This is a genomic window from uncultured Microbacterium sp., from assembly GCF_947488465.1.
Classification (GTDB): Bacteria; Actinomycetota; Actinomycetes; order Actinomycetales; family Microbacteriaceae; genus Microbacterium.
Map to the genome: position 1 here is coordinate 62,534 of NZ_CANKZA010000005.1, position 25,309 is coordinate 87,842.

24 protein-coding genes and 1 pseudogene are annotated in these 25,309 nt (G+C 67.9%); 10 read left to right on the forward strand and 15 right to left on the reverse strand.

The window, feature by feature from the left end; genetic code table 11:
• Positions 1 to 23 precede the first annotated feature (23 nt).
• From ribH to Q0653_RS11545, 5 genes are all read right to left on the reverse strand, one after another.
• The gene (gene ribH / locus Q0653_RS11525; protein WP_298944692.1) at positions 24 to 497 is read right to left on the reverse strand and encodes a 6,7-dimethyl-8-ribityllumazine synthase; all 474 of its coding nucleotides are present in this window, start codon (positions 495 to 497) and stop codon (positions 24 to 26) included.
• Positions 494 to 1,759 (reverse strand): GTP cyclohydrolase II, encoded by a 1,266-nt coding sequence (ribA, locus tag Q0653_RS11530; RefSeq protein WP_298944693.1) that lies wholly within the window; start codon positions 1,757 to 1,759, stop codon positions 494 to 496. The genes ribH and ribA overlap by 4 nt, the downstream gene beginning before the upstream one ends.
• On the reverse strand, positions 1,756 to 2,388 hold the full coding sequence (locus tag Q0653_RS11535) for a riboflavin synthase (protein ID WP_298944694.1): 633 nt from the start codon (positions 2,386 to 2,388) through the stop codon (positions 1,756 to 1,758). The genes ribA and Q0653_RS11535 overlap by 4 nt, the downstream gene beginning before the upstream one ends.
• Positions 2,388 to 3,419 carry a bifunctional diaminohydroxyphosphoribosylaminopyrimidine deaminase/5-amino-6-(5-phosphoribosylamino)uracil reductase RibD gene (gene ribD / locus Q0653_RS11540; protein WP_298944695.1) on the reverse strand — a complete coding sequence of 344 codons (1,032 nt, stop codon included), beginning with the start codon at positions 3,417 to 3,419 and terminating at the stop codon, positions 2,388 to 2,390. Before ribD ends, Q0653_RS11535 begins: the two co-directional genes overlap by 1 nt.
• 259 nt (positions 3,420 to 3,678) lie before the next feature.
• On the reverse strand, positions 3,679 to 4,404 hold the full coding sequence (locus Q0653_RS11545; protein WP_366521991.1) for a sugar-binding domain-containing protein: 726 nt from the start codon (positions 4,402 to 4,404) through the stop codon (positions 3,679 to 3,681).
• Here Q0653_RS11545 and Q0653_RS11550 point away from each other — a divergent pair.
• Positions 4,332 to 4,634 (forward strand): annotated as a pseudogene (locus Q0653_RS11550) (FGGY-family carbohydrate kinase); the annotation flags it as partial. The gene Q0653_RS11545 and the pseudogene Q0653_RS11550 overlap by 73 nt on opposite strands.
• A gap of 66 nt (positions 4,635 to 4,700) precedes the next feature.
• Here the strand turns inward: Q0653_RS11550 and Q0653_RS11555 are convergent.
• Positions 4,701 to 5,564 carry a DNA-formamidopyrimidine glycosylase family protein gene (locus Q0653_RS11555; RefSeq protein WP_298944696.1) on the reverse strand — a complete coding sequence of 288 codons (864 nt, stop codon included), beginning with the start codon at positions 5,562 to 5,564 and terminating at the stop codon, positions 4,701 to 4,703.
• 418 nt (positions 5,565 to 5,982) lie between these two features.
• On the opposite strand from Q0653_RS11555, the gene Q0653_RS11560 reads away from it, so the two are divergent.
• Positions 5,983 to 6,831 (forward strand): DUF559 domain-containing protein, encoded by an 849-nt coding sequence (locus tag Q0653_RS11560; RefSeq protein WP_298944697.1) that lies wholly within the window; start codon positions 5,983 to 5,985, stop codon positions 6,829 to 6,831.
• A 170-nt stretch (positions 6,832 to 7,001) separates the two neighbouring features.
• Here the strand turns inward: Q0653_RS11560 and trpS are convergent, their stop codons facing one another.
• Genes trpS through sdhC form a run of 7 tightly spaced genes read right to left on the reverse strand, consistent with a single transcriptional unit; the run spans position 7,002 to position 13,649 of the window.
• Positions 7,002 to 8,006 (reverse strand): tryptophan--tRNA ligase, encoded by a 1,005-nt coding sequence (gene trpS, locus Q0653_RS11565; RefSeq protein WP_298944698.1) that lies wholly within the window; start codon positions 8,004 to 8,006, stop codon positions 7,002 to 7,004.
• Positions 8,007 to 8,046: 40 nt separating this feature from the next.
• Positions 8,047 to 8,880, reverse strand: a complete 834-nt coding sequence (locus Q0653_RS11570) for an exodeoxyribonuclease III (protein ID WP_298944699.1) — start codon at positions 8,878 to 8,880, stop codon at positions 8,047 to 8,049.
• Between the two features lie 29 nt (positions 8,881 to 8,909).
• A complete protein-coding gene (locus tag Q0653_RS11575) occupies positions 8,910 to 10,100 on the reverse strand; it encodes a YihY/virulence factor BrkB family protein (RefSeq protein WP_298743421.1) in 1,191 nt (396 codons plus the stop codon).
• A 24-nt stretch (positions 10,101 to 10,124) separates the two neighbouring features.
• Complete coding sequence (locus Q0653_RS11580) at positions 10,125 to 10,883, reverse strand: succinate dehydrogenase iron-sulfur subunit (RefSeq protein WP_298743419.1); 759 nt, start codon at positions 10,881 to 10,883, stop codon at positions 10,125 to 10,127.
• Positions 10,883 to 12,706, reverse strand: a complete 1,824-nt coding sequence (gene sdhA, locus Q0653_RS11585; RefSeq protein ID WP_298944700.1) for a succinate dehydrogenase flavoprotein subunit — start codon at positions 12,704 to 12,706, stop codon at positions 10,883 to 10,885. The genes Q0653_RS11580 and sdhA overlap by 1 nt, the downstream gene beginning before the upstream one ends.
• A gap of 47 nt (positions 12,707 to 12,753) precedes the next feature.
• Positions 12,754 to 13,215, reverse strand: a complete 462-nt coding sequence (sdhD, locus tag Q0653_RS11590; RefSeq protein WP_298944701.1) for a succinate dehydrogenase, hydrophobic membrane anchor protein — start codon at positions 13,213 to 13,215, stop codon at positions 12,754 to 12,756.
• On the reverse strand, positions 13,215 to 13,649 hold the full coding sequence (gene sdhC, locus Q0653_RS11595) for a succinate dehydrogenase, cytochrome b556 subunit (RefSeq protein WP_298944702.1): 435 nt from the start codon (positions 13,647 to 13,649) through the stop codon (positions 13,215 to 13,217). The genes sdhD and sdhC overlap by 1 nt, the downstream gene beginning before the upstream one ends.
• Positions 13,650 to 13,859: 210 nt before the next feature.
• Here sdhC and Q0653_RS11600 point away from each other — a divergent pair, with 210 nt between their 5' ends.
• The 8 genes from Q0653_RS11600 (at position 13,860) to Q0653_RS11635 (ending at position 23,284) form a co-directional block, all read left to right on the forward strand.
• The gene (locus tag Q0653_RS11600; RefSeq protein WP_298944703.1) at positions 13,860 to 14,975 is read left to right on the forward strand and encodes a mannose-1-phosphate guanylyltransferase; all 1,116 of its coding nucleotides are present in this window, start codon (positions 13,860 to 13,862) and stop codon (positions 14,973 to 14,975) included.
• A 164-nt stretch (positions 14,976 to 15,139) separates the two neighbouring features.
• A complete protein-coding gene (locus Q0653_RS11605; protein ID WP_298743409.1) occupies positions 15,140 to 16,258 on the forward strand; it encodes a BMP family ABC transporter substrate-binding protein in 1,119 nt (372 codons plus the stop codon).
• Between the two features lie 87 nt (positions 16,259 to 16,345).
• Entirely contained in the window at positions 16,346 to 17,860 is a 1,515-nt protein-coding gene (locus Q0653_RS11610; protein WP_298944704.1) for an ABC transporter ATP-binding protein, read from the forward strand.
• Positions 17,857 to 19,164, forward strand: a complete 1,308-nt coding sequence (locus Q0653_RS11615; RefSeq protein WP_298944705.1) for an ABC transporter permease — start codon at positions 17,857 to 17,859, stop codon at positions 19,162 to 19,164. Before Q0653_RS11610 ends, Q0653_RS11615 begins: the two co-directional genes overlap by 4 nt.
• Positions 19,161 to 20,444 (forward strand): ABC transporter permease, encoded by a 1,284-nt coding sequence (locus tag Q0653_RS11620; protein ID WP_298944706.1) that lies wholly within the window; start codon positions 19,161 to 19,163, stop codon positions 20,442 to 20,444. The genes Q0653_RS11615 and Q0653_RS11620 overlap by 4 nt, the downstream gene beginning before the upstream one ends.
• Before the next feature lie 5 nt (positions 20,445 to 20,449).
• Complete coding sequence (locus Q0653_RS11625; protein ID WP_261607290.1) at positions 20,450 to 20,848, forward strand: cytidine deaminase; 399 nt, start codon at positions 20,450 to 20,452, stop codon at positions 20,846 to 20,848.
• Positions 20,845 to 22,137, forward strand: a complete 1,293-nt coding sequence (locus Q0653_RS11630) for a thymidine phosphorylase (protein ID WP_298944707.1) — start codon at positions 20,845 to 20,847, stop codon at positions 22,135 to 22,137. Before Q0653_RS11625 ends, Q0653_RS11630 begins: the two co-directional genes overlap by 4 nt.
• A 31-nt stretch (positions 22,138 to 22,168) precedes the next feature.
• Positions 22,169 to 23,284, forward strand: coding sequence for an adenosine deaminase (locus tag Q0653_RS11635; protein ID WP_298944708.1), 1,116 nt, complete (start codon positions 22,169 to 22,171; stop codon positions 23,282 to 23,284).
• Positions 23,285 to 23,480: 196 nt separating this feature from the next.
• Here Q0653_RS11635 and Q0653_RS11640 read toward each other — a convergent pair whose 3' ends face one another.
• Together Q0653_RS11640 and Q0653_RS11645 are read right to left on the reverse strand one after the other, a co-directional pair.
• Positions 23,481 to 24,332, reverse strand: coding sequence for a DUF559 domain-containing protein (locus Q0653_RS11640; protein ID WP_298944709.1), 852 nt, complete (start codon positions 24,330 to 24,332; stop codon positions 23,481 to 23,483).
• A gap of 230 nt (positions 24,333 to 24,562) precedes the next feature.
• Positions 24,563 to 25,309, reverse strand: coding sequence for an alpha/beta hydrolase (locus Q0653_RS11645; RefSeq protein ID WP_298944710.1), 747 nt, complete (start codon positions 25,307 to 25,309; stop codon positions 24,563 to 24,565).

The following is a 25,309-nucleotide window of genomic DNA, read 5'->3' on the forward strand; positions in this document are numbered from 1 at the left end:
CATCAGCCTACCTGAAGGATTGCTCAGTCGCGCAGGTCGCGGAGGAGGACAGCGGTGCGCAGGGCTGCGTCGGCGGCCTCGGCGCCTTTGTCTTCCTTCGAGCCGGGGAGCCCGGCACGGTCGATGCCCTGTTGCTCGTCGTCCAGCGTCAGCAGGCCGAAGCCCACGGGCTTGCCGGTGTCGAGCGCCACACGCGTGAGGCCATCGGTCGCCGCGGCCGACACGTATTCGAAGTGGGGTGTGCCGCCGCGGATGATGACGCCGAGTGCGACGACCGCGTCGGCCCCGGCATCCAACACCGCCTTGCTGACGACCGGCAACTCGAACGACCCCGCCACGCGCTCCAGGCGCCACGACGCTCCGGATGCCGCGAGCACCCGCTCGGCGCCGGCGATGAGTCCGTCGCTGATGACGTCGTGCCAGAGTCCGGCCACGATCACGACCTCGATGCCCGTCGCATCGACGGCCCGGGTCTCGGGTGCTCCGTGCCCGCTCATGCGTTCTCCTCCGTGATGGTCCGCGCGCGATCCAGATCTGCGTCGTCGATGATGTGGCCCATGCGGTCCCGCTTCGTGACGAGGTATTGGTGGTTGTTGGCCCCGACCCCGACGAGCAGGGGGACCTGCTCGACGACGGAGATGCCGAGACTGCGCAGCTGCGCGACCTTGTCGGTGTTGTTGGTGAGCAGGCGGACATTCTGCACGCCCAGGTCGTCGAGGATGCCGGCCGCCGCGCTGTAGTCGCGGGCATCCGCCGGGAGACCGAGCGCAAGGTTGGCATCGACCGTGTCGAGCCCGCGCTCTTGCAGGCTGTAGGCGCGCAGCTTGTTGATGAGCCCGATGCCGCGTCCCTCGTGACCGCGCATGTAGATCACGACGCCGCCGTCCTGCTCGATGCGGTCGAGTGCGGCATCGAGCTGCGGGCCGCACTCGCACTTGAGTGAGCCGAACGCTTCGCCGGTCAGGCACTCGGAGTGCACGCGGACCAGTGGAGCATCCTCGCTCAGGTCGCCTGAGACGACCGCGATGTGGTCGGTGCCGCTGAGGCGGTCCTTGTACGCGAGGAAGCGGAACGTTCCGTGCGACGTCGGTACTTCGGCCTCGGCGCGCAGGCTTACCCGCCGCTTCCGCGCGTGCTCGACGGGGGTGCCCTCGCTGCCGTCGAGATGCGCGATGAGCTGCTCGATCGTGATCACCGGGATGCCCTCGCGCGCACCCATTTCCAGAAGACCCGGAAGACGCATCATCGACCCGTCTTCCGCGACGACCTCACCGATCGCGGCGACGGGCTGAAGCCCGGCGAGCTTCATGAGATCGACGCCGGCCTCGGTATGACCGGCGCGTTCGCGCACGCCGCCGTCGACGGCGCGGAGCGGCAGGATGTGCCCCGGTCGGATCACCGACGTCGGGACGGAGGCCGGGTCAGCCAGCACGTTGAGCGTGTGCGAGCGGTCGGCCGCGCTGATGCCGGTCGAGACGCGGTCGGCGGCATCGACGCTGACCGTGTAGGCCGTGCCACGGCTGTCTTCGTTCACGGCCACCATGGGAGGAAGGTCGAGACGGTCGGCCCAGTCGGCGGGCATCGGCGCACAGATGAATCCGCTGGACCAGCGGATCGTCCAGGCGAGCCACTCGGCGGTGGCGAGCTCGGCCGACAGGATGATGTCTCCCTCGTTCTCGCGGTTCTCGTCATCGGCGACGATGACCGGCTTGCCGGCGCGGAGCGCGTCGAGGGCCTCCGGGATGCTGGAGAGGGTCATCGGGATTCTCCGTCGTTCGTTTCGGGGGCGAAGGCGAGCAGGCGCTGCACGTGGCGCGCCAGGATGTCGGTCTCGAGGTTGACGGTCTCGCCGACGGTGCGGGCGCCCAGGGTCGTGACCTCGAGCGTCTCGGGGATGAGAGACACTTCGAGCCAGTGCTGCTCGGCGTCGGCGGGACTTGCGTCCGAGACGGTGAGAGAGACTCCGTCGATCGTGATCGATCCCTTGTCGACGACCAGCGGGGCAAGCTCGGCCGGCATCCCGATCCGGATGACGCGCCACTGCTCGCCGGGGCGAATCTCGAGGACCGTGCCGACCCCGTCGACGTGGCCCTGGACGATGTGCCCACCCAGGCGGCCGTGTGCGGCCATCGCGCGCTCGATGTTGACGCGAGTGCCGGGCTGGGCGGCGCCGGCGGCCGACATGTCGAGGGTCTGGCGCATGACGTCGGCGGTGAACCAGTCCTCGCCCTGATCGATCACGGTCAGGCACACGCCGCTGACGGCGATCGAATCGCCGTGGTGGGCATCCGAGACCGCCAGGGGGGCGTGGACGGTGAGCCGCACGCCGTCGCCGGAGGGCGTCACCGCGGTCACGGTTCCCTGTTCTTCGATGATTCCGGTGAACATCAGTTCTCCTGTTCGGGGTGGATCGGATGGGCAACGACCAAGAGGTCATCGCCGAGCGAGGTGACGGAGGAGACGGTGAGGCGGCGCTGCTGCGCGATCGTCCCGACCCCGATGTCGGCAAGTGCCAGGCGCGAGCCGCCGAGAAGGGTCGGCGCGAGATAGATCAGCACGTCGTCGACGAGGTCCGCGCGGAGGAACGAGCTGGCGACGCGCGGTCCGCCCTCGATGAAGACGCGGTGGACGCCGAGTTCGCGGAGCCGGTCGAGCAGATCGGGGAGATCCTCGCCCTCGTCTTGGATGAAGGGAAGGGGATGTCGGCGCACCCGCGCCTCCTGCGGCATCGCTCGCGTGCCGATGACCACGGGACGCGGCTGGTGCGGGTAGAGGGTCCCGTCCGGGTGTCGAGCGGTGAGGGCGGGGTCGTCGGCCAGCAGTGTGCCGGTGCCGACGACGATCGCGTCGGCTGCGCTTCGCCGGAGGTGGACATCGGCGCGGGCCGTCTCCCCGGTGATCCACTGGCTCGTGCCGTCGTCCGCGGCGGCACGTCCGTCGAGGGACTGCGCCCACTTCACGGTGAGGTGCGGCCGGCCGAGTCGCTGCACCGTGAGCCACGAGTCCAGGAGCGCCACACCCGCATCCTCGAGCACGCCGGAGACGACCTCCACCCCGGCGGCGCGCAGGTGGGCTCCACCGCCGGCGGAGTCGTGGCCGGGGTCGGCGACGGCGTAGATCACCCGGGCGATGCCGGCGGCGATGAGCGCATCGGTGCAGGGTCCCGTGCGCCCGGAATGATTGCACGGCTCGAGCGTGACGACGGCCGTCGCGCCGCGGGCGGCGCCCGCCGGTACCTGCGACAGTGCGTCGACTTCCGCGTGCGGTGTGCCGGCTCCGCGATGCCACCCCTCGGCCAGAACCTCACCCGCGGGGGAGAGGAGCACAGCCCCGACCTGCGGGTTGAGGCCGCGGGGACCGTTCAACGCGAGCGTGAGGGCACGGTGCATCGCCTCGCGTTCGCGGTCTGTCGTCGCCATCGGTGTTCCTCCTGTGAGGCCCCGGGCAGGGTCGACACCGCAGACGTCGCGAACGACGCTGCGTGCTGCCTTCCATCCGGACTAGCGACAGATGTCTGTCGCATCACCGTCGGTCCCGGAATTCCACCGGATCGGCCCTTCGTCCCGGCGTGAGCCAGAACGACGAAGGGTTCGCGGACTATCACCGCCGGTTCGGATTCTCACCGACCCCGGAGCACGTGTAACTTCTCCGATCCTACTCAACACCGGGCGCGCGATTTCATTCCGTGTCGTCGAGCAGGGCGCGAGCTGTGGCCTCATCGATGACCAGCTCGGTGACGAGGTCAGCGGCCAGGGCACCGCGGAGCCCGCGAAGCTTCGCCGTACCGGCGATGACGCACACCCGGTGGGGCACGCGCCGCAGGGTCGCGAAATCCGGACCCGTCGCACGGTCGTTGAGCGCAATCCCGTCGGTCGATCCGTCGGCGCGGTAGAACACGGTGCCCACGTCACCGACCACCCCGGTCGTTTCCAATTGCGCCTGTTCGGCAGCGTCGAGATATCCCGCGGCATACACGTGACTCGGGATGCCGGACTCGGCCGCCCCGACGCTGAAGACGACGAGGTTCATCCGCTCTTGCAGATCGAGGATGCGGCGCGTGCTCGACTCACGCCAGAACGCGCGTCGCGTCGCCGGATCGTCGAAGAACGCGGGTACCGGAAACTGCTGCACGGCGGCTCCGTACGCGCGCGCGAACCGCTGCAGAATCTCACTCGCGTAGAGCAGACCTGTCGTGCGCGTGTTGCCCGAACCGTTGAGCTGCACGATGACGCTGCCGTGTGTGCGCGTCGGGATCAGGTGCGTGCTGACCGCCGCGGTCGTAGACCCCCAGGCGCCGCCGTCGTCGCGGTGCGATCGAGGCGCTCGGCCTCGGGGGGATGACGCGCAACGACGTGTTGATGCAGTTTCAGGCCGATATTCTCGGCATCCCCGTCGTGCGCCCAAAGGTCGTCGAGACCACGGCGCTCGGGGCGGCGTATGCCGCCGGGCTCGCGGTGGGAGTGTGGAAGAACCGTGAGGAACTGCGCTCGCACTGGCAAGAGGACGTGCGGTTCGAGCCGCAGATGGATGCCGGTGAGGCCGCGCGTCGCTACCGCCAGTGGAAGAAGGCCGTCGGCAAGTCGATCGATTGGGTCGACGAGGATGCCCGCATCCTGATGGGTACGACCGACTGAGTCGCGCGTTCCGCCCCTCGCTGATCGAGTGCCGCGCCGCAGGCGCGGTGTATCGAGATCATCCGATCACTTCAACAGTCGGCTGAGTCTCCGGTCGGCCAGCAGCTTCCCACCCGTCTGACACGTCGGGCAGTACTCCAGTGAGTTGTCCGCGAAGAACACCGACCGTACCTCGTCCCCGCAGACCGGACATGTCTCGCCGCGGCGCCCGTGGACGGCCATCCCGCGGCGCTTGGCATCTTTGAGATCCGCGGGCGGCTTGCCGGACGCTGCGGCCACCGCTTCTCTGAGGGTGCGATCCACCGCCGTGGCGAGCCGATCGATGTCGGCGGCATCCAGGCTGGCCGCCAACGCGTACGGCGACATGCGCGCGGCGTGGAGGATCTCGTCCGAGTAGGCGTTGCCGATCCCGGCGATGACGGACTGATCGCGCAGAACCCCTTTGATGTGGGTGCGGCGACCGGCGAGGAGTTCGGCGAGCGCGTCACGGGTGAAGGTGTCGGCGAGCGGATCCGGTCCGAGCCGCGCGATACCGGGCACATCCTGCGGATCGCGTACGGAGTACACCGCGAGCGACTTCTTGGTGCCAGCCTCGGTCAGATCGAATCCCGAGCCGTCGTCGAACGCCACGCGCAGGGCGATCGGTGTCTTGCCTGGACGGATCACGGTGCGTGGCAGCTGCTCGTACCACCGCAGCCAGCCCGCTTTGGCCAGGTGGAAGATCAGATGGTATCCCGCATCCGTCGCCAGATCGATGAACTTGCCGTGCCGTGCGACGGCGGTGACGGGGGAGCCGATGAGCGCGTCGAGGGGCGGATCGTAGGTCTTGAGCGCCGCGATGTTCGCGACGGTGGCCTTGGTCGGTGCGAGCCCAGTCGCGCGCGCAGCGAGGAAGTCGACGAGTCCCTGGACTTCCGGCATCTCCGGCATGGCCTCATCCTCCCACGTGCCGATCGGCCCCGTCAGCCCGCCGTCAGCGCGTTCCAGGACCGAGGTCCCCGGTCCCGGTCCCCGGCCCCCGGTGCCCGGTCCCCGGTGCCCGGTCCCCGGTCCCCCGGTCCCCGGTCCCCGGTCCCCGGTCCCCCGGTCCCCGGTCCCAGGTCCCCGGTCCCCGGGCACCGGTCCCCGCCCCGTCCACAATCCCCGATCCGTATTCAGTCTCCGCGTCGCGGCCAATCGCCCACACCCTCGTGATTCCGCGGCAGAGGCCAACGGCAGCACCCTCGCCAGACTGAATACGGCACGGGTGGCGCGCGGAGCTTCCTCCACAGCACGCGAATTCTCTCGGGTGTCCTCCGATGTGCCGCTGCGGTCTCCACGCCAAGGCGCAGACGGCGAGAGTTGCGGGATGTTCGAGGTATGGACGCGCGCCGAACTGCGCGCAGAGGGAATCAACAGGCGCGAGATCACCCAGGCTCTGGCCGATCGCGTGCTCATCCGTGTCCGCAAGGGGCACTACGTCCGAGGCGACGCGCCCGACGCTCTGATCCGTGCAGGGCGAGTGGGCGGGCGGCTCGGATGCGTCTCGCTCCTCGCGGAGTGTGGCGTTTTCGTGTTCGACCATTCCGTGACACACGTCCATATGGAGCGCGGTGACAGCAGGATGCGAGCCCCCGTCGGAAAGCGGCATCTCGCGGCTCGCTCTCAGCGACGGCGCGTGGTTCTGCACTGGCGAGCTCTGGTGGAGCCGCCAGGATCCGGGGCGGTTGATGTCGTGGATGCTGTCGCGCACGCCGTGCGATGTCAGGAACCGAGATACGCGATCGCCACGCTCGACAGTGCGCTGAACACGGGGTGCCTCTCCGCCGAAGGCCTGGAGCGTGTCTTCGATGTACTCCCGTCGCGGTATCGCGTCCTCCGGGGATTTGTTGACGCACGAGCACAAGCGGGAACCGAGACCCTCGTGCGCCTCATGCTGCTGCGGATGGGGTGTGCAGTCGACCTGCAGGTCGGTTTCACGGGCGTGGGCGCCGTGGACCTCGTCGTGGATGGATGGCTCGTGGTCGAGTGCGACAGCAAACAGTTCCACAGCAGCTGGGAGCAGCAACTCAAGGACTACCGCCGTGACCGCGCGCTGGCTGCGCTCGGCTACAGCGTGCTGCGGCTGACAGCGGAGGACATCCTTTATCGCCCCGAGATCGTCCTCGCCGCGCTTCGGGGCTTGGTCACCCGTGTGCGTGAACATGCGGCCGCGTGACCGTATTCAGTCTGGCTGCGCAGGCACGGCACTCTCTGGCTCGGAATCACGCGGATCCTGCGTCCGGGTGCACCACCAGCAGACTGAATACGGTCGGTGGAGGTGGGAGAAAGGGTGCCGAGCGGGCCGCGGCCGGGTGGCAAACGCAGCAACCGGGGGAGGATGCCAGGCTACAGGCGGCGGAGAAGGCCGATCTTGTCGTAGACCGAGGCGAGGGTGGCGTCGGCGACCTCGTCGGCGCGCGCGGCGTTCGCCGCCAGCACGCGATCGAGTTCAGCGGGGTCATCCAGCAGCTCGAGGGCACGAGCGCGGACCGGCCCGAACTCCTCGACGACGACCTCGGCCAGGCCCTTCTTGAAGTCCCCATAGCCGCGACCCGCGTACTCGTCCTCGATCGCCGGGATCTGGCGACCGGTGAGGGCAGCGTAGATCACGAGCAGGTTGGAGACACCCGGCTTGTTCTCGCGGTCGTAGCGGACGGTCCCGTCCGAGTCGGTCACGGCACGCATGACCTTCTTCGCCGAAGCGGCCGGGTCATCGAGCAGCCACAGGACGCCCGCGTCGGACTCGGCCGATTTGCTCATCTTCGCGGTCGGGTTCTGCAGGTCGTAGATGCGCGCGGTGTCCTTCTGGATCACCGGCATGGGCACTGTGAACGTCTTCCCGTACCGCGCGTTGAAACGCTCGGCGAGGTCGCGCGTGAGCTCGACGTGTTGCTTCTGGTCGTCGCCGACGGGCACGATGTCGGTTTGGTAGAGCAGGATGTCGGCGGCCATCAGCACCGGATAGGTGAAGAGCCCGACGCTCGTCGCATCGGTGCCGTAGCGCGAGGACTTGTCCTTGAACTGCGTCATCCGCGAGGCCTCACCGAACCCGGTGATGGTCGACAGGATCCACGCGAGCTCGGCATGCGCGCGCACGTGCGACTGGACGTACAGGGTCGACCGCGACGGCTCGATGCCAGCCGCGATGTACTGCGCGGCCGTGCGCCGGGTCTTCGCGCGCAGCTCGGCCGGGTCGTTCGGCTGTGTCAGGGCGTGCAGATCGACGACCGAAAAGAATGCCTCGTACGAGTCCTGCAGGTCGCGCCACTGCATGAGCGCCCCGATGTAGTTGCCGATCTGAAGTGAATCGGCGGAGGGCTGCATTCCGGAGTACAGGCGGGGTTTGCTCACCGGTCCAGTCTATTGACCGGATGCCGGCGCCTCGCCCGCATCAGAAGGCGTAGTCGGCGATCACGGGCGCGTGGTCACTCCACCGGGTGTCCCAGGACGGCGCGCGGACGACGCGGTAGTCCGTCACCCGCTCGGCGAGAGCGGGCGTGGCGAGGTGGTAGTCGATGCGCCAGCCCGTGTCGGTGTCGAATGCCTTTCCGCGGTTCGACCACCAGGTGTAGGGTCCGTCGACGTCACCCGCCCAGCGCCGGCCGACATCGACCCAGCCGAGCCCGGTTCCGGAAGATCCGTCCACGCAGGCGACATCCTCACCGGCGGCTCCGGTGAACCGGTCGAAGTAGGCGCGCTCGCGCGGCAGGAATCCGGCCTTCTTGACGTTGCCTTTCCAATTGCGGATGTCGAGCTCGCGGTGCCCGACGTTGAGATCGCCGGTGATGACGGCGAGCTCGCCGAGGTGCGCCATCCGTGCCTCCATAGCATCGAGGAAGGCGTATTTCGCAACCTGCTTCTCGGTGCCGTCTTCGCCGGTGAACACGTACGCGCTCACCACCGTGACGCGAGTTCCGTCGACGTCGATGTCGGCCTCGATCCAGCGTCCTTTCGAGTCGAGGGTGTCCTCGCCGAGCTCGACGCGCCAGATATCGAGCGGCTCCCGAGCGGCGATCGCCACCCCGGCACGCCCCTTGGCGAGTGCTTCGTCGCCCACGACATGCCACCCCGGGAGCGCGGCGGCGAGGTGTACCGCCTCGCCCCGCACCTCCTGCAGGGTGAGGATGTCGACGTCGGCGGTGTCGAGCCACGCCGACATCCCGTTGCGGGACGCGGCACGGATGCCGTTGACGTTGACGGAGGCGAGGCGAAGGTTCCGGGGCACCGGACAAGCCTAGGGCGCACCGCGGACACTCAGTCCAACAGCCCGGTGCGCCGCGGCGGGGGTGGGGATGCTTCCACGCGCGCAAGTTCGTCCTCCGCGCGTCGCACGTCTCGCTGGGCGAAGGGCATTCGCCACCACGATGTTTCGCCGCGAGCGATCTGCGCATCGCGCAGGCGCACCTGGGCGGCGGTGAGAAGCGCCGCATACTCCGCAGCGCGACGGTCTTCCTCGGTGAGTTCGACGAGCGGAACCTGCTCGTCCTTCGCGCGGACGGCGACCCAGGAGGCCGCGACGAGAATCACGATGCCGGCGAGACGGAACCACAACAGGAACCCGATGAAGACCGAGAAGGTCGCCAGCAAGGGGTTGGACGGCGTGTAGTACAGAAGCAGACCGGCGCCGAGCTGCAGGACGATCAGCGCCGCGCCGCCCATGAGGGCGCCCGGCCAGATCAGACGCCACTGCAGGGAGGTCCCGGTGAGGAACCGGATGAGCGCGGCCAACGCTGCGGTGTTGATCGCGAACCCGACGGCGATCGATGCCACCCGGCTGACGAGCGAAACCCAGCCCGAGGCACCCGCGAGTCCGAACAGTTCGAACAGCAACTCGACGGCGCCGCTGGAGACCCACGCCAGAACCGCGCCGATGACAAGTGACACCCCGAACATCAGCGCGGCCAGCAGATCGCGCGCCTTCAGCAGCAGGTAGTTGCGGCGATCGAAGGAGAGGCCGAACGTGTCGCGCACCGCGCGGCGGGTGAAAGTGACGAAGCCGATTGCGGTCCAGACCGCGACCACGAAGGCCACGGCGCCGGTGATGGCGAGGACTCCTGTGGAGGAGTACGCGATCGCCGCCACGTCTTCTGCGCGGATCAGGCCTGGGTGGTCGGCGCTGCCGATCAGACCGGGGATATAGGAATTGATGATCGCGATCAGCCCGGCGATGGCCTGTTCGCTGCCGCCCAGCCACACACCGACGACGGCGCCGCCGAAGTAGATGACCGCGAAGATCGCGAACAGCGACTGGTAGCTGATGGCCGCGGCGAGCAGGAAGCCGTTGTGCTGGAGGAAGTGCCGCCACACCCGGATGGGGAACCACGCCAGCGTCTTGCGGGTCAGCTCGGTGGCGCGCTCGATCGGCTCGTCCCATCGCCCGCGTAACTCGGATTTCTCCCAGCGCGCGCGCCAGTCGGCATCCGACGTCTCGCCCCGCTCAGTCACGGGTACACACTATCGACCGGAGGCTCAGCGCCCCCGCAGGACCGCTTGCTTGACCTCGGCGATCGCCTTGGTCACCTCGATGCCGCGCGGGCACGCCTCGGTGCAGTTGAACGTCGTGCGGCAGCGCCAGACGCCTTCTTTGTCGTTGAGGATGTCGAGGCGCACATCTCCCGCGTCATCGCGCGAGTCGAAGATGAAGCGGTGAGCGTTGACGATCGCGGCCGGACCGAAGTACTGTCCGTCGGTCCAGAAGACGGGGCAGGACGACGTGCATGCCGCGCAGAGAATGCACTTGGTCGTGTCGTCGAAGACCTCGCGGTCGACGATCGATTGCACGCGCTCCTTGCCTGCTTCGGGCTTCGAGTTCGCGATGAGGAACGGCTGCACTTCGCGGTACGACGCGAAGAACGGCTCCATGTCGACGATGAGGTCTTTCTCGAGTGGCAGGCCCTTGATCGCCTCGACGTAGATCGGCTTCGAGATGTCGAGGTCCTTGATCAGCGTCTTGCAGGCGAGGCGATTGCGCCCGTTGATGCGCATGGCGTCGGATCCGCAGATACCGTGCGCGCACGAACGGCGGAACGACAGCGACCCGTCGACTTCCCATTTGATCTTGTGCAGAGCGTCGAGCACGCGATCGGTGGGGTAGAGCTCCACGTCGTAATCGACCCAGCGCGGCTCGTCGTCGACCTCCGGGTCGAAGCGACGCACGATGAAGGTGACCAGGTACGACTGGATGCCGGAATCGGTGGTGACGGCGGCCTCTTCAGCGACGAGGGTCATCAGTACTTCCTCTCCATCGGCGGGTAGTTGAGCTCGCCCTTGTCGTTCTTGGTGAACACGACCGGTTTCCAGTCGAGGGTGATGTGGTCCTCGGGGTCCGGCGAGTGCGGATCTCCGGTGAGGTACGCCATCGTGTGTTGCATGTAGTTCTCGTCGTCGCGCGCTTCGTAGTCCTCGCGCATGTGGCCCCCGCGGCTCTCCTTGCGGTTGCGCGCGGCGTACGCGACGATCTCGGCGAGGTCGAGGAGGAACCCGAGCTCGACGGCCTCGAGCAGATCGGTGTTGAACCGCTTGCCCTTGTCGTCGACGTGGATGTTCTTGTACCGCTGGCGCAGATCGTGGATCGTGCCCATGACGTTGGTGAGGGTCTCTTCCGTGCGGAAGACCTGGGCGTTTGCGTCCATCTCTTCCTGCAGCTTCTTGCGGAGCACCGCGATCCGCTCGCCGCCGGGGTTGTTGCGGAGACCCTCGATGAGCTCGCGCACCTCCTTGGCGGGATCGTCGGGGAGCGGCACGAAGTCGGCCGTCTGCACGTATTCGACGGCCTTGCGTCCCGACCGCTTACCGAACACGTTGATGTCCAGCAGCGAGTTGGTGCCGAGGCGGTTCGCGCCGTGCACCGAGACGCACGCGCACTCGCCCGCAGCGTAGAGGCCCGGAACAACCCGATCGTTGTTCTGCAGCACCTCTCCGTCGGTGTTGGTCGGGATGCCCCCCATGGCATAGTGCGCGGTCGGCATGACCGGGACGGGCTCGGTCACCGGGTCGACACCGAGGTAGGTGCGGGCGAACTCCGTGATGTCGGGGAGCTTGGTCTCGAGGACCTCGGCGCCCAGGTGCGTGCAGTCGAGGTAGACGTAGTCCTTGTTGGGGCCGGCGCCGCGGCCTTCCAGGACCTCCTTGACCATGCATCGGGCGACGATGTCACGCGGCGCGAGGTCCTTGATCGTGGGCGCATAGCGCTCCATGAACCGCTCGCCGGAGGCGTTGCGCAAGATCGCCCCTTCGCCGCGCGCCCCTTCGGTCAGCAGGATCCCGAGTCCGGCAAGACCGGTGGGATGGAACTGGAAGAACTCGATGTCCTCCAGCGGCAGTCCCTTGCGCCAGATGATCCCGACACCGTCGCCGGTGAGCGTGTGGGCGTTGGAGGTCGTCTTGTAGATCTTGCCGAAGCCGCCGGTCGCGAAGATGACGGCCTTGGAGTGGAAGACGTGCAAGTCGCCGGTGGCGAGTTCGTACGCGACGACGCCGGCGATCTGGGTGTTGCCGTCGGCATCCTTCACCGTGATCAGGTCGAGCGCGTAGAACTCGTTGAAGAAGTTGATGCCGAGCTTGACGCAGTTCTGGAACAGCGTCTGCAGGATCATGTGGCCGGTGCGGTCGGCGGCGTAGCACGCCCGACGCACGGGGGTCTTTCCGTGGTCGGCGGTGTGTCCACCGAAGCGGCGCTGGTCGATCTTTCCCTCGGGCGTGCGGTTGAACGGCAGGCCCATGTTCTCGAGGTCGATGACGGCGTCGATGGCTTCCTTGGCCAGGATCTCCGCGGCATCCTGGTCGACGAGGTAGTCGCCCCCCTTGACGGTGTCGAAGGTGTGCCACTCCCACGAGTCTTCTTCGACGTTGGCGAGCGCCGCCGCCATGCCGCCCTGCGCCGCACCGGTGTGCGAGCGGGTGGGGTAGAGCTTCGTGATCACGGCGGTCTTCGCGCCGGGTCCGGCTTCGATGGCTGCGCGCATGCCGGCGCCGCCGGCACCCACGATGACGACGTCGAACTCGTGGTAGTACACGCCGTTCTTCAGGACAGCGTCGGGGTAAGTGCTCACGTCAGGATGCCTCTTCGTCTACTTTTCGTCTCGTCGCCGTGCCGGACTCACAGAGCCTGGCAGGCCTCCCAGAACGCACTGTCTGTCGTCACGCCGTTGCAGGGGTCGAACGCGAACACCACGAGTGTGCCGAGCACGATCAGCAGGCCTGCGGCCACGAAGATCGCCCACACGAGGGTCTTGCGCACCGTCTCGCCGGTCACGTAGTCGTTGACGATCGTGCGCATGCCGTTCGCGCCATGAATCAGCGCCAGCCACAGCATGAGGATGTCCCATACCTGCCAGAACGGGTTCGCGAGCTTGCCGGCGACGAAGCCCCAGTCGAGCGCGTTGATGCCGTCGCCCACCATCAGGTTCGAGAACAGATGGCCGAAGATGAGCACGACCAGCACGACGCCGGAGATGCGCATGTACAGCCAGCCCCATTTCTCGAGATTGGGACCCTTCTTGCGGATGTGCGGCTCGCGGCTCTGCGGGGAGCGAGGTGCGGCCAGGGTGTCTGCGGTCATCAGTGTCCCCCTCCGGTGTTCGAGAAGACGTTGATGAGGTGGCGCGGCACGAAGCCGGCGAGGGTGACGGCCCAGATCCCCAAAACACCCCACCACAGCTGGCGCTGGTAGCGCGTGGCCCAGGGCCACAGGTCGACGGCGATGATGCGCAGGCCGTTGTAGGCGTGGTAGGCGATCGCGGCGACGAGGGCGACCTCGCCGATACCCATGATGGGGTTCTTGTAGGTGCCGATCACCGCGTCGTATGCCTCGGGGGACACGCGGATGAGAGCGGTGTCGAGCACATGCACGAGGAGGAAGAAGAAGATGGCGATGCCGGTGATGCGGTGCAGAACCCACGACCACATGCCCTCGCGGCCGCGGTAGAGCGTGCCGCGCGGGGTTTTGGACGTGGTTTCGGAAACCTCCGGCGTGACGCGTGCTGGTGCAGACACTTCGTCCTCCCTGGGTGTGATGGGACACCTCGATACGGCGGGGGATGAAATCCCCGGGGCGTTTTCGACCCTCGGCGTCGCACACGGGCGCTGGTGTCATCCTATGCGCCGATGTCGACCGGGAGCGAGTGAGGTTCGCCTAAGTTATCTCGACGTCGAGATAACTCCCGACTTCCGGGGGGAGTCGGGTGGGGCGGGTACTCTCGGAGCATGGCCCACCCGATCAAGGACTTCTACGCTGTCATCCCCGCGGGAGGGGTGGGTTCGCGGCTGTGGCCGCTCTCGCGCGCCGATGCGCCGAAGTTCCTGCACGACCTCACCGGGTCGGGGCATTCGCTGCTGCGTGACACGTGGGACCGGCTGGCACCCCTGACCGGTCCGGATCGGATCGCCGTGGTCACCGGCCGCGCTCATCGCGCGGCGGTCGAAGCACAGTTGCCCGGCATCGCCGATCTGAACGTCATTTTGGAGTCCGAGCCGCGCGATTCGGCGGCGGCGATCGGGTTGGCCGCGGCGATCCTCCACCGCCGCGAACCGGATGTCATCATCGGCTCCTTCGCCGCTGACCACGTCATCCGCGGCACGCGCGTTTTCGAGTTCGCGGTGCGCGATGCCGTCGAAGTGGCACGCGAAGGTTACGTGTGCACGATCGGGATCACGCCGTCCGAGCCGGCAGTCGGATTCGGGTACATCAAGCGCGGGGGTGAGCTCATCGTCGACGGCGCGCGCGACGCCTCGCTGGTCGAGCGCTTCGTTGAGAAGCCCGACCTCGAAACGGCGAAGCAGTACGTCGCCGATCGCGACTACCTGTGGAACGCGGGCATGTTCATTTCGCGCGCCGATGTTCTGCTGGCCGAGATTGCGGCATCCAACCCCGAGCTGTACGCCGGACTCATCGCCCTCGCCGAGGCCTGGGACGATCGCGACCTGCGCGGACCCGCCGTCGACCGGATCTGGCCGACCTTGCCGAAGATCGCGATCGACTACGTCGTGGCAGAACCTGCCGCCGAACGGGGGCGCCTCGCCGTCGTGCCGGGGCACTTCGACTGGGACGACGTCGGTGACTTCGCGAGCCTCGCCAAGCTCAACTCCGGGGGACGCAAAAACGACCTCGCGATCCTGGGGGAGAATGCCCGCATCCTCTCCGACGCCGCCAGTGGCATCGTGGTCAGCCACACGAACCGCGTGATCAGCCTGATCGGCGTGAAAGACATCGTGGTCGTCGACACTCCCGACGCCCTGCTGGTCACCACGAGCGAGCACGCGCAGCGCGTGAAAGGTGTCGTCGACGCGCTGAAACTGACGGGCCGCGGCGACGTCCTCTAACGACCGGCCCGATTGCGCAGGATGCCGCCCACATGACGGATTGATTGCGTCTTTGTAACCATTGGGCCCGGCGGGTGGGTGCAGGGTGCAAATCGGCGGTCACACTGGGTACCTTCGACAGGTGCGTCCGCGAAATCCGCGGTCATATCAATGTGGAGGCTGCATTGACCATCTCGACCACCAAGAAGCTCGCCGGCATCACCGCCGCCGCGGGACTCATCTTCGCTCTCGCCGGTTGCGGCTCGGCGCCGGAGACCACCCCCACCAGCACCGGCGACGCCGGCGCTGTCGTGGATGGCTTCCTGCCCTGCCTGATCTCCGACGCCGGCGGCTGGAACGACAAGTCGTTCAACGAGTCCGCGAAGAACGGCATGGACAAGGCTGCGGCCGAGTTGGATGTCGCCCCGCTCGAGTTCGAGTCGACCAACGACAACGACTACGCCCCCAACATGGAGACCGCGGTCGCCGAGGGCTGCACCCTGATCGTCGCCGTGGGCTTCAAGCTCGCCGCCGCGACCGTCGAGGCCGCGAACGCGAACCCCGACATCGACTTCGCGATCATCGACGACTACGCCGACACCGACTTCGACGGCACGACCGATGCTCCGAACATCAAGCCCCTCGTCTTCAACACGGCCGAGGCCGCGTACCTCGGCGGTTACGCCGCGGCCGCGTGGTCGGCTGAAGCGGGCGTGAACAAGGTCGGCACCTTCGGTGGCATGCAGATCCCGTCGGTCGCCGTGTTCATGGACGGCTACCAGCTCGGTGTCGAGAAGTACAACGAAGACAAGGGCGCCGCGGTCGAGGTCTTCGGCTGGGACGTCGCCACGCAGGAAGGTGCCTTCACCGGCGCCTTCGACGCGAACGACACCGCCAAGCAGACCGCACAGTCGGTGCTCGACCAGGGCATCGACGTCATCCTCCCCGTGGGTGGCCCGATCTACAAGAGCGCCGCGGCGGCCATCGCCGACAGCGGCAAGAGCACGCTGATGCTCGGCGTCGACAGCGACCTCGCCGTCGCCGACACGAGTGTCACCGACGTGACGCTGGTCTCGATCATGAAGGCGATCGACGTCGCCGTCTACGACGCGACCATCGCCGCTGCCGGTGGAGAGTTCGACCCGGCTCCGTACGTGGGCACGCTGGAGAACGAGGGCGTCAAGCTCTCGAGCTTCCACGACTTCGAGTCGCAGCTGCCCGATGGCCTGCTCGACGAGCTCGCCGCCCTGCAGGCGTCGATCATCGCCGGCGACATCACGGTGGAGTCCGACAACTCCCCGTAAGCAGCCTCGATGACGGGGCCGAGAGGAGCAGTCCTCTCGGCCCCGTTTCGCTGTGAGTAGACGTTCGTTCTCGATAGATTGGCCGGTATGAAGCTCGAGCTCCGCGGGATCACGAAGAGGTTCGGCAGCCTCGTCGCCAACGACCACATCGATCTGCTCGTCCAGCCGGGGGAGATCCATGCTCTCCTCGGCGAAAACGGTGCCGGGAAGTCCACCCTGATGAACGTCCTCTACGGTCTGTACCGGGCCGACGAGGGCGAGATCGTGCTCGACGAGGTCGTCCAGCATTTCCGTGGCCCCGGCGACGCGATGACGGCCGGCATCGGGATGGTGCACCAGCACTTCATGCTCATCCCCGTCTTCACCGTGGCCGAGAACGTCATGCTCGGCCATGAGGAGACGAAGGGGCTCGGACGGCTCGACCTCGGCGCCGCACGCGCGCACGTGCGCGCCGTCGCCGACCGCTTCGGATTTCAGATCGATCCCGATGCCCTCGTGGGCGACCTGCCGGTCGGTGTGCAGCAGCGCGTCGAGATCATCAAGGCGCTCTCCCGCGATGCGAAGGTGCTCGTCTTCGATGAGCCCACCGCGGTGCTCACGCCGCAGGAGACCGATGAGCTGATGGCCATCATGCGCCAGCTCCGGGACGAGGGAACCTCGATCGTCTTCATCACCCACAAGCTCCGTGAGGTCCGCGAAGTCGCCGACCGCATCACGGTCATCCGTCTGGGTGCGGTCGTCGGTGAAGCCTCCCCCACCGCATCCAACGCGGAACTCGCCTCGCTCATGGTCGGACGCGCAGTGGAGCTGACGGTGCACAAGAACGCTCCCCAGGTGCGCGAGGGCGGTCTGCAGGTGCGCGATCTGCGCGTGCTGACCACCCGTGGCGCGATCGTCGTCGACGGCGTCACCTTCGACGTGCGTCCGGGCGAAGTCCTCGCCGTCGCCGGCGTGCAAGGCAACGGGCAGACCGAGCTCGTCGAGGCCATCGTCGGTCTCGCCGCCCGTACGGAGGGATCGATCCGCCTCGACAGCGAAGAACTGGTCGGCAAGAGCGTGCGCGGCATCCTCGAATCCGGTGTGGGTTTCGTCCCGGAAGATCGCAAGGAAGACGGGCTCGTCGGGAACTTCTCCGTCGCGGAGAACCTGGTGCTCGACCGGTCGACCGACTCGGAGTTCTCCCGGATGGGGACCATTCGACGGGCCGCGCTCGACGACTTCGCGCGCGCGCGGATCGAAGAGTACGACATCCGCACCCAGGGTCCGGAGACGCCCGCCGGAACCCTGTCGGGCGGCAACCAGCAGAAGGTCGTCATCGCGCGAGAGATGAGCCGAGAGCTTCGCCTCCTGGTCGCCGCACAGCCGACGCGCGGTGTCGACGTCGGCTCGATCGAGTTCATCCACAAGCGCATCATCGAAACGCGGGATGCCGGCATCCCCGTCGTCGTCGTCTCGACCGAGCTCGACGAAGTCACCGCACTTGCCGACCGCATCGCGGTCATGTATCGCGGAAGGATCGTCGGCATCGTGCCGGGGGATACCCCCCGTGACATCCTCGGCCTCATGATGGCCGGCGCAACCGATCCGGAGGTAGCCGCATGAGCGGCGTGACGCCCGGCGCCGCGGACGCGGCGCGCCCCGCTGAGCAGCTCCCCCCCATCAGCACTCCCCTGGCCGGTGAAGAGATTCCGCCGCCGCCGCGGTCGAACGTCGTCCTGAAGGAGATGCTCCGGGGGAGTGCCGTGACGACGTTCCTTGCGATCGTCCTGGCGATGATCGTCGGCGGTGTGCTCATCGCGATCACGAACGAAGACGTGCAGGCCGCCGCCGGCTACTTCTTCTCCCGACCCGGCGACACGTTCGCCGCTGTGTGGAATGCGGTCTACAGCGGGTACGAGGCGCTCTTCCGCGGTGCCGTGTTCAACCCACGCGGCGCCGACTTCGCGGCGCAGATCCGCCCGCTGACGAACTCTCTCGGCTTCGCCGCGCCGCTGATCGCGGCCGGCCTCGGTGTCGCGCTCGCGTTCCGCGTGGGCCTGTTCAACATCGGCGCGCGTGGTCAGATGCTCATCGGCGCGATGTTCGCGGGGCTGTTCGCTTTCAACCTGGATCTGCCGATGTGGATCCACCTTCCGCTCACCCTGATGGCCGGCATCCTCGGTGGTGCGCTGTGGGGCGGCATCGTCGGACTCCTCAAGGCGAAGACGGGTGCGCACGAGGTGATCCTCACGATCATGCTCAACTACGTCGCGTTCTACCTGTTGCTCTGGATGCTGCGCAGCCCCGGCCTCCTCCAGATGCCCGGCACCAATCAGCCGCAGACGAAGCCCACTCCCGCCTCCGCGCAGTTCCCCGATCTGCTCGGCCCGCTCTTCCCGGCGCTCGACTGGGGTTTCGTCGTCGTCGTTCTGGCTACCCTGCTCGTCTGGTGGCTCATCGAGCGCTCGAGCCTGGGATTGCGCCTGCGCGCGGTGGGGGAGAACCCGCATGCCGCGCGTGCGGCGGGCATCAACGTCGAGCGCCTGTACGTCTACGCGATGCTGTTCGCCGGGGGTCTCGCGGGCCTGGCCGCCATGAACCAGATTCAAGGCAACGTGACGACCGGGTTCGGTGCGACGATCGACGCGGGCATCGGCTTCGACGCGATCACCGTGGCGCTCCTCGGCCGCAGCCGCGCGTGGGGCACGTTCGCCGCCGGCATCCTGTTCGGTGCGCTGAAGGCCGGATCGTTCTCGATGCAGGCGCAGGGGATTCCCGTCGACATCGTCCTCGTGGTCCAGTCGCTCATCGTGCTGTTCATTGCCGCGCCGCCGCTCCTTCGCGCGGTGTTCTTCCTCCCGAAGACCGACCTCGAGAAGGCGGCCAAGGCGCGAGCCAAGGCCGCGAAGAAGGCGGTGGCGGCATGAGCGCTCCCACGCTGGTCGCCGATGACGGCACGATTCAGCTCACCGTCGTCAAGGAACGCCACTTCAAAGTGCCGATCGTCTTCGGCATCGTCCTGGTGCTCCTCGGCGCTTTGTTCGTCTTCGCTCCGCGTGGAGGTGTGTCCACATTCCGGTTGGGGGACCCGACCTCGGCGATCGCACTCCCGGATGTGGAGGTTCCGACGGGACCGACCAGCTGGGCGCTCTGGGCGCTCCTCGCGCTCCTCGCGCTCTGGGCGACCTGGGTGGCCTGGTCGTACCGCCGCACCCCGCTGTGGCTGACGATCGCGTTCAGCGTCTTGGCCGTTTTCGCCTTCCTGGTCTGGGCCGCCGCCGGTGGCCTCGTCCCGGTGTCGAACCTGCTGTTCGGTGCCGTCTCCCTCTCGGTGCCGCTGGTCTTCGGCGCGCTGGGCGGCGTGATCGGCGAGCGCGCCGGTGTCGTGAACGTGGCCATCGAGGGGCAGCTCCTGCTCGGTGCCTTCTCGGCGGCGCTGCTGGCGAGCATCACCGGCAACCCGTTCATCGGCCTCATCGGCGCGATGATCGGCGGCGTCCTCGTCTCGTTCGTGCTCGCGGCGTTCGCCATCAAGTACCTCGTCGATCAGGTCATCGTCGGTGTCGTGCTCAACGTGCTCGTCACCGGCCTCACCGGCTTCCTCTATGGAGCGCTGTTGGTGCCCAACGAGGCGACGCTCAACCGTCCCGAGCGGTTCGGCCGCATCGAGATCCCGGTGCTGAGCGACATCCCGATCATCGGGCCGGTGCTGTTCAACCAGACCTTCATCGTGTACCTGATGTTCGTCACGGTCGCCCTCGTGGCCTGGGGGCTGTACCGCACGCGCTGGGGACTCCGGCTTCGCGCCGTCGGCGAGCACCCGCAGGCAGCCGACACCGTGGGCATCAAGGTGAACGCCACCCGATTCTGGAATGTGATGCTCGCGGGCGCGATCGCCGGTATCGGCGGCGCCTACTTCACGCTCGTGTCGGTGCCGCAGTTCGGCAAGGAAATGACGGCCGGCCTCGGGTTTATCGCTCTGGCCGCCGTGATCTTCGGCCGGTGGGACCCGATCCGCGCCACCCTCGCGGCGCTCCTGTTCGGCTTCGCGACGAACCTGCAGAACCTGCTGACGATCCTGAAGACCCCGATCCCCAGCGAATTCATGCTCATGCTTCCGTACGTCGTCACGATCCTCGCGGTCGCCGGCTTCGCGGGGCAGATCCGGGGGCCTGCGGCATCCGGAAAACCGTACATCAAGGGATAGACACCGTGACCGACATCGATTGGGACGAACTGCGCAGCGTCGCCGTTCAGGCCATGGAACGCGCCTACGCACCCTACTCGCGCTACCGGGTGGGGGCTGCCGCCCTCGTCGCTGACGGACGCATCGTTTCGGGGTGCAACGTCGAGAACGCGTCTTACGGTGTGGGCCTCTGCGCCGAATGCGCCCTCGTGGGCGACCTGCATATGTCGGGCGGGGGCCAGCTGGTCGCGTTCGTCTGCGTCAACAACGACGGCGAGACGATCATGCCGTGCGGACGTTGCCGTCAACTGCTCTACGAATTCGCGCTGCCGGGCATGCTGCTGGAGACGGTCTCCGGCATCCGGACGATCGACGAAGTCCTGCCGGATGCGTTCGGCCCGCGTGATCTGGAGGCTGCCCGATGACCGCTGTTGAGCCGTTCGACGCTGTCGATGTCATCCGCGCCAAGCGCGATGGTGGCACCGTCCCCGAGGATGCGCTGCGCTGGATGGTCGACGCCTACACCCGGGGCTATGTCGCCGATGCGCAGATGGCCTCGTTCGCGATGGCGGTGCTGCTCAACGGCATGGAGCGCGACGAGATTCGCGTGATGACCTCGGCGATGATCGCCTCGGGCGAGCGGATGAGCTTCGCCGGCCTCGGTAAAACGACGGTCGACAAGCACTCGACCGGCGGCGTCGGCGACAAGATCACGCTGCCGCTCGCGCCGCTCGTGGCGGCTTTCGGCGTCGCGGTTCCGCAGTTGTCGGGGCGTGGCCTCGGGCACACCGGCGGCACGCTCGACAAGCTCGAGTCGATCCCCGGCTGGCGCGCCGCCCTCAGCAATGAGGAGCTCTTCGCTCAGCTCGAGGGCGTCGGCGCGGTCATCTGCGCCGCCGGCTCGGGCCTCGCTCCTGCCGACAAGAAGCTCTACGCGCTGCGGGATGTCACCGGCACGGTGGAGGCGATCCCGCTGATCGCCTCGTCGATCATGTCGAAGAAGATCGCCGAAGGCACCGGCGCGCTCGTGCTCGATGTGAAGTTCGGCTCGGGTGCTTTCATGCGCGACGTCGACAAGGCCCGCGAGCTCGCGCGGACGATGGTCGCACTCGGCACCGACTCGGGCGTGGCGACCACGGCGCTGCTGACCGACATGAACACGCCGCTCGGCCTCGCGATCGGCAACGCCAACGAGGTCCGTGAATCGGTCGAGGTGCTCGCCGGCGGTGGCCCCGCCGACATCGTCGAGCTGACCGTTGCGCTCGCCCGCGAAATGCTCTCGCTCGCCGGCCAGCCGGACGCCGACGTCGAAGAGGCCCTGCAGGACGGCCACGCGATGGACGCCTGGCGCCAGATGATCCGCGCCCAGGACGGCGATCCGGATGCCGCCCTCCCCGCCCCCCGCGAGACCCACACGGTCGTGGCAGACGCAGACGGCGTCGTCTCGCGCATGGACGCGCTGCCGTTCGGTGTGGCCGCGTGGCGCCTCGGCGCGGGCCGCGCGCGCGCGGAGGACCCCGTCGTCCACGCCGCGGGCATCGATCTCCACGTCAAGCCGGGTGAGCGTGTGGCGGCCGGACAGCCGGTGTTCACCCTGCTCGCCGATGATGGAAACCGTTTCGCCCGGGCGCTCGATGCCCTGGACGGCGCCTGGGAGATCGGGGCGGAAGCCCCGGCATCCACCCCGCTCGTCCTCGAGCGCATCACCGCCTGATTACCCGAACCCGAACCTCCAGGAGATCCACATGGCCATCGACCAGCACGGTGACACGACGCTCGACGGCGTCTCCATCCGGTCCCTCCCGAAGGTGTCGCTCCACGATCACCTGGACGGGGCGCTGCGCCCGCAGACCATCATCGAGCTGGCCGACGAGATCGGGCTCGAGGTTCCGCAGACGGATGCCGCCGACCTCGCCGACTGGTTCGAGGATCAGAGCGACTCGGGCTCGCTCGTGGAGTATCTGAAGACGTTCGACCTCACGACCGCGGTCATGCAGAACGCCGACGGCCTCCGCCGCGTCGCCCGCGAGTTCGTCGAAGACCTCGCCGCCGATGGCGTCATCTACGGCGAGGTGCGCTGGGCGCCCGAACAACACCTGGCCGGCGGTCTGTCGCTGGAAGAGGCCGTCGAGGCCGTTCAGGAGGGCATCGAGGAAGGTGAGGACGCCGTCTCGGGCACCGATCGCGACATCCGCGTCGGACAGCTCATCACCGCGATGCGGCACACCGACCGATCGCTCGAGATCGCCGAGCTCGCGGTCGCCTTCCGCGGTCGCGGGGCCGTCGGGTTCGACATCGCCGGTCCCGAGGACGGATTCCCCGCCTCGAACCATCGCGCGGCGTTCGACTACCTGGCGGCCCAGTTCTTCCCGACGACCGTCCACGCGGGGGAGGCCGCCGGACTCGATTCGATCCGCTCGGCCCTCATCGACGGTCGCGCGCTGCGCCTCGGCCACGGCGTGCGCATTGCCGAAGACCTCGAGGTCATCCAGCAGAAGGGCGACGAAGTGCTGGTGACCTTCGGCGACCTGGCCCGCTGGGTACGCGATCGGGAGATTCCGCTCGAGCTGTCGCCCTCGTCGAACCTGCAGACCGGCGCGATCGCCGCCTGGGGAACGGGGCTGGAAGACCACCCGTTCGACCTGCTCTACCAGCTCGGGTTCGCCGTCACGGTGAACGTCGACAACCGCACCATGAGTCGCACGTCGCTCACCCGCGAGCTGGCTCTGCTGGCGGAGACGTTCGACTATCGCCTGGAGGACCTCGAGGCGTTCCAGCTGAACGCTGCTGCGGGCGCCTTCCTCTCGGTGGAGGAGCGCGAGGAGCTCATCGAGCTCATCGGAGAGGGCTTCGGCGCCTGACGCACCCGCGGGGCCAGTCGTCGGGCCTGAGGCCTCGGCGCAGGTTGGGTTCGGGTTCCGTTCACAACTCCGGAAAAGTCGTGCTCGGCTGGCGTGGCGTCGGCGCCGCGCCAGGCGGGGCCGCGATTCACCGGAGTTGTGAACGCCGGCGTCGGCCCGAAGGGCGCCGCCTGTCGTGGCACCGACGCTGCGCGCCTCAGCGGCGCGGACCGTGCGCCAGGGCGGAGCGCAGCGTGGCCAGGACGCGTTCCGGATGAAACAGGATGTCCTCGGCGATGAATCGCAGTGGCACGTACCCGAGCGCGACGGCGGCCGCATCCCTCCGTCGATCGCGCTTGTGGTCCTGCCAGCCGCCGTGGTGCTTCTCGCTGTCGCACTCGACGATCAGCCAGCCTTCAACCAGAATGTCGACGAAGCCGACTCCGTCGATCTCGACCTGCAGGTCGAATCCGCAGCCGAGTCCGCGCAGCATGAGTCGGACGAGGGACTCGGTGCCCGCCTCCGCGCGAGGATCCAGAAGGGGGCGGAGGCGCCGATATCGTCGCGGTAGCAGGGCGAACACCTGTGCGATCTCGGTCTCGTCGACGAGACCGAGATGCCAGGCGCTGTCCAATGTCGCCAACGCGGCGCGCGGTGCCTGACACCGAACAGAGGCGGCGAGCGCCTCGACCAGGGGTGTGATGACGGCGTCCTCCGCCGCTGTGGTCGCACGCCAGTGGCGAGTGACGCCGTCGGGCGCGGTCGGAAGACGGCTTGCGTCCGGATCGACCTGAACGTGCGGAGGGGAGGGCCTCTCGACGAAGACACCGAGCAGTGCGAGCAGCGACAGGCAGTCGACCCGGCCGCCGGCGCGCACAGCGGTGATCACCGTCGGATGGCAGTCGTGCGGCAGGTATCGACCGCGCCGGGGGCGCAGGAGGTCGCCGGCGCGAACCGCCGTGGTGATCTCGCGTGGCCGCGCGCCGCCGGCGAGGAGGTCGAGGCGAGAGAGGAAGCGCAGGGGGACATCAGGCGGCAGAGTCGGTCGCGGGGTTCGTGGGCGAAGCATGAGGGAACTCTCGTCGCCGCACGCGGAGGTCGGTGGTCCGGACGCGGGATATGTGGAGAGAACGCCCGGAACCTGAACTGGGGAGAGCACGTTCGCGGATGCTGTCCGCAACTCCGGTGTGAACTTGTCCGGGAGGTGATTTTGGTGCTCGACACCCGACGTGTGCGCCATTCGTCCGGAGTTGTGACCGCGGCCGGGGCGAGTGCTCGCGGGCGGGCGCGGTGGGCCGATCAGCGGAGAGCAGCGGCGAGCTCGCCGACCTGCGCCGTGATGACGGCATGCACCTCGGCCGCGCTCGCGGTCGGCGTGCCGTCACCCGCCTGCAGCCCGTAGGAGCCGAACGACGCGTGACTGGCGCCGGGGATCTCCACCATCTCCGCGTCAGCGGGGAGAAGATCGCGGGCGTCCGCGATCTTCTCGGGGGTCGACAGGCCGTCTTCCGACCCCGCCAGACTCAGAACGGGCAGATCGATGCCGGAGAGATCGTTCGGGCAGTACGAGGCGAAGAGTACGGGCGCCTCGGCATCGGCGGCGAGTTGGCACGAGCGCACGCCACCGAGCGAGTGCCCGCCGACCATCCACGACGCCACGTCCGGCGCGAGGTCGGTGAAACTCGACAGGCCGCGCAAATCGAAGAACGCGAGGTTGAGCCACGGCTTCGTGATCACAACGGTTATCTGCTCGTCGACGACGAGGTCCGCGAGCGTCGGGGCGTAGCCCCAGGGATCGACTTTCGCCCCCGGGATGAAGATGAGCCCCACGTTGCTCTCACCCGTACGCGGTGCGAGCACAATGCCGGCGCTGTCGTCGCTGATCGTGATCCGTTCGTCGGCGCGGACGGCCGCGAGCGGTTCGGGTTCGGCAGCCATCACACCGACCTGGCTCCAGATCAGGATGCCGGCGACGGCGGCGAGGACCAGCCCGCCCAGAATTCCGAAGATCCAGCGAAGAACACGGCGGCGGCGTTTCGGGGGCAC

Excerpts from the sequence above, each read along its gene's own strand:
- ribH (WP_298944692.1), bottom strand. The coding sequence starts at position 497 with ATGAGCGGGCACGGAGCACCCGAGACCCGGGCCGTCGATGCGACGGGC.
- ribA (WP_298944693.1), bottom strand. The coding sequence starts at position 1,759 with ATGACCCTCTCCAGCATCCCGGAGGCCCTCGACGCGCTCCGCGCCGGC.
- Q0653_RS11535 (WP_298944694.1), bottom strand. The coding sequence starts at position 2,388 with ATGTTCACCGGAATCATCGAAGAACAGGGAACCGTGACCGCGGTGACG.
- ribD (WP_298944695.1), bottom strand. The coding sequence starts at position 3,419 with ATGGCGACGACAGACCGCGAACGCGAGGCGATGCACCGTGCCCTCACG.
- Q0653_RS11555 (WP_298944696.1), bottom strand. The coding sequence starts at position 5,564 with ATGCCGGAGATGCCGGAAGTCCAGGGACTCGTCGACTTCCTCGCTGCG.
- Q0653_RS11560 (WP_298944697.1), top strand. The coding sequence starts at position 5,983 with ATGTTCGAGGTATGGACGCGCGCCGAACTGCGCGCAGAGGGAATCAAC.
- Q0653_RS11580 (WP_298743419.1), bottom strand. The coding sequence starts at position 10,883 with ATGACCCTCGTCGCTGAAGAGGCCGCCGTCACCACCGATTCCGGCATC.
- sdhD (WP_298944701.1), bottom strand. The coding sequence starts at position 13,215 with ATGACCGCAGACACCCTGGCCGCACCTCGCTCCCCGCAGAGCCGCGAG.
- Q0653_RS11600 (WP_298944703.1), top strand. The coding sequence starts at position 13,860 with ATGGCCCACCCGATCAAGGACTTCTACGCTGTCATCCCCGCGGGAGGG.
- Q0653_RS11610 (WP_298944704.1), top strand. The coding sequence starts at position 16,346 with ATGAAGCTCGAGCTCCGCGGGATCACGAAGAGGTTCGGCAGCCTCGTC.
- Q0653_RS11615 (WP_298944705.1), top strand. The coding sequence starts at position 17,857 with ATGAGCGGCGTGACGCCCGGCGCCGCGGACGCGGCGCGCCCCGCTGAG.
- Q0653_RS11620 (WP_298944706.1), top strand. The coding sequence starts at position 19,161 with ATGAGCGCTCCCACGCTGGTCGCCGATGACGGCACGATTCAGCTCACC.
- Q0653_RS11630 (WP_298944707.1), top strand. The coding sequence starts at position 20,845 with ATGACCGCTGTTGAGCCGTTCGACGCTGTCGATGTCATCCGCGCCAAG.
- Q0653_RS11635 (WP_298944708.1), top strand. The coding sequence starts at position 22,169 with ATGGCCATCGACCAGCACGGTGACACGACGCTCGACGGCGTCTCCATC.
- Q0653_RS11640 (WP_298944709.1), bottom strand. The coding sequence starts at position 24,332 with ATGCTTCGCCCACGAACCCCGCGACCGACTCTGCCGCCTGATGTCCCC.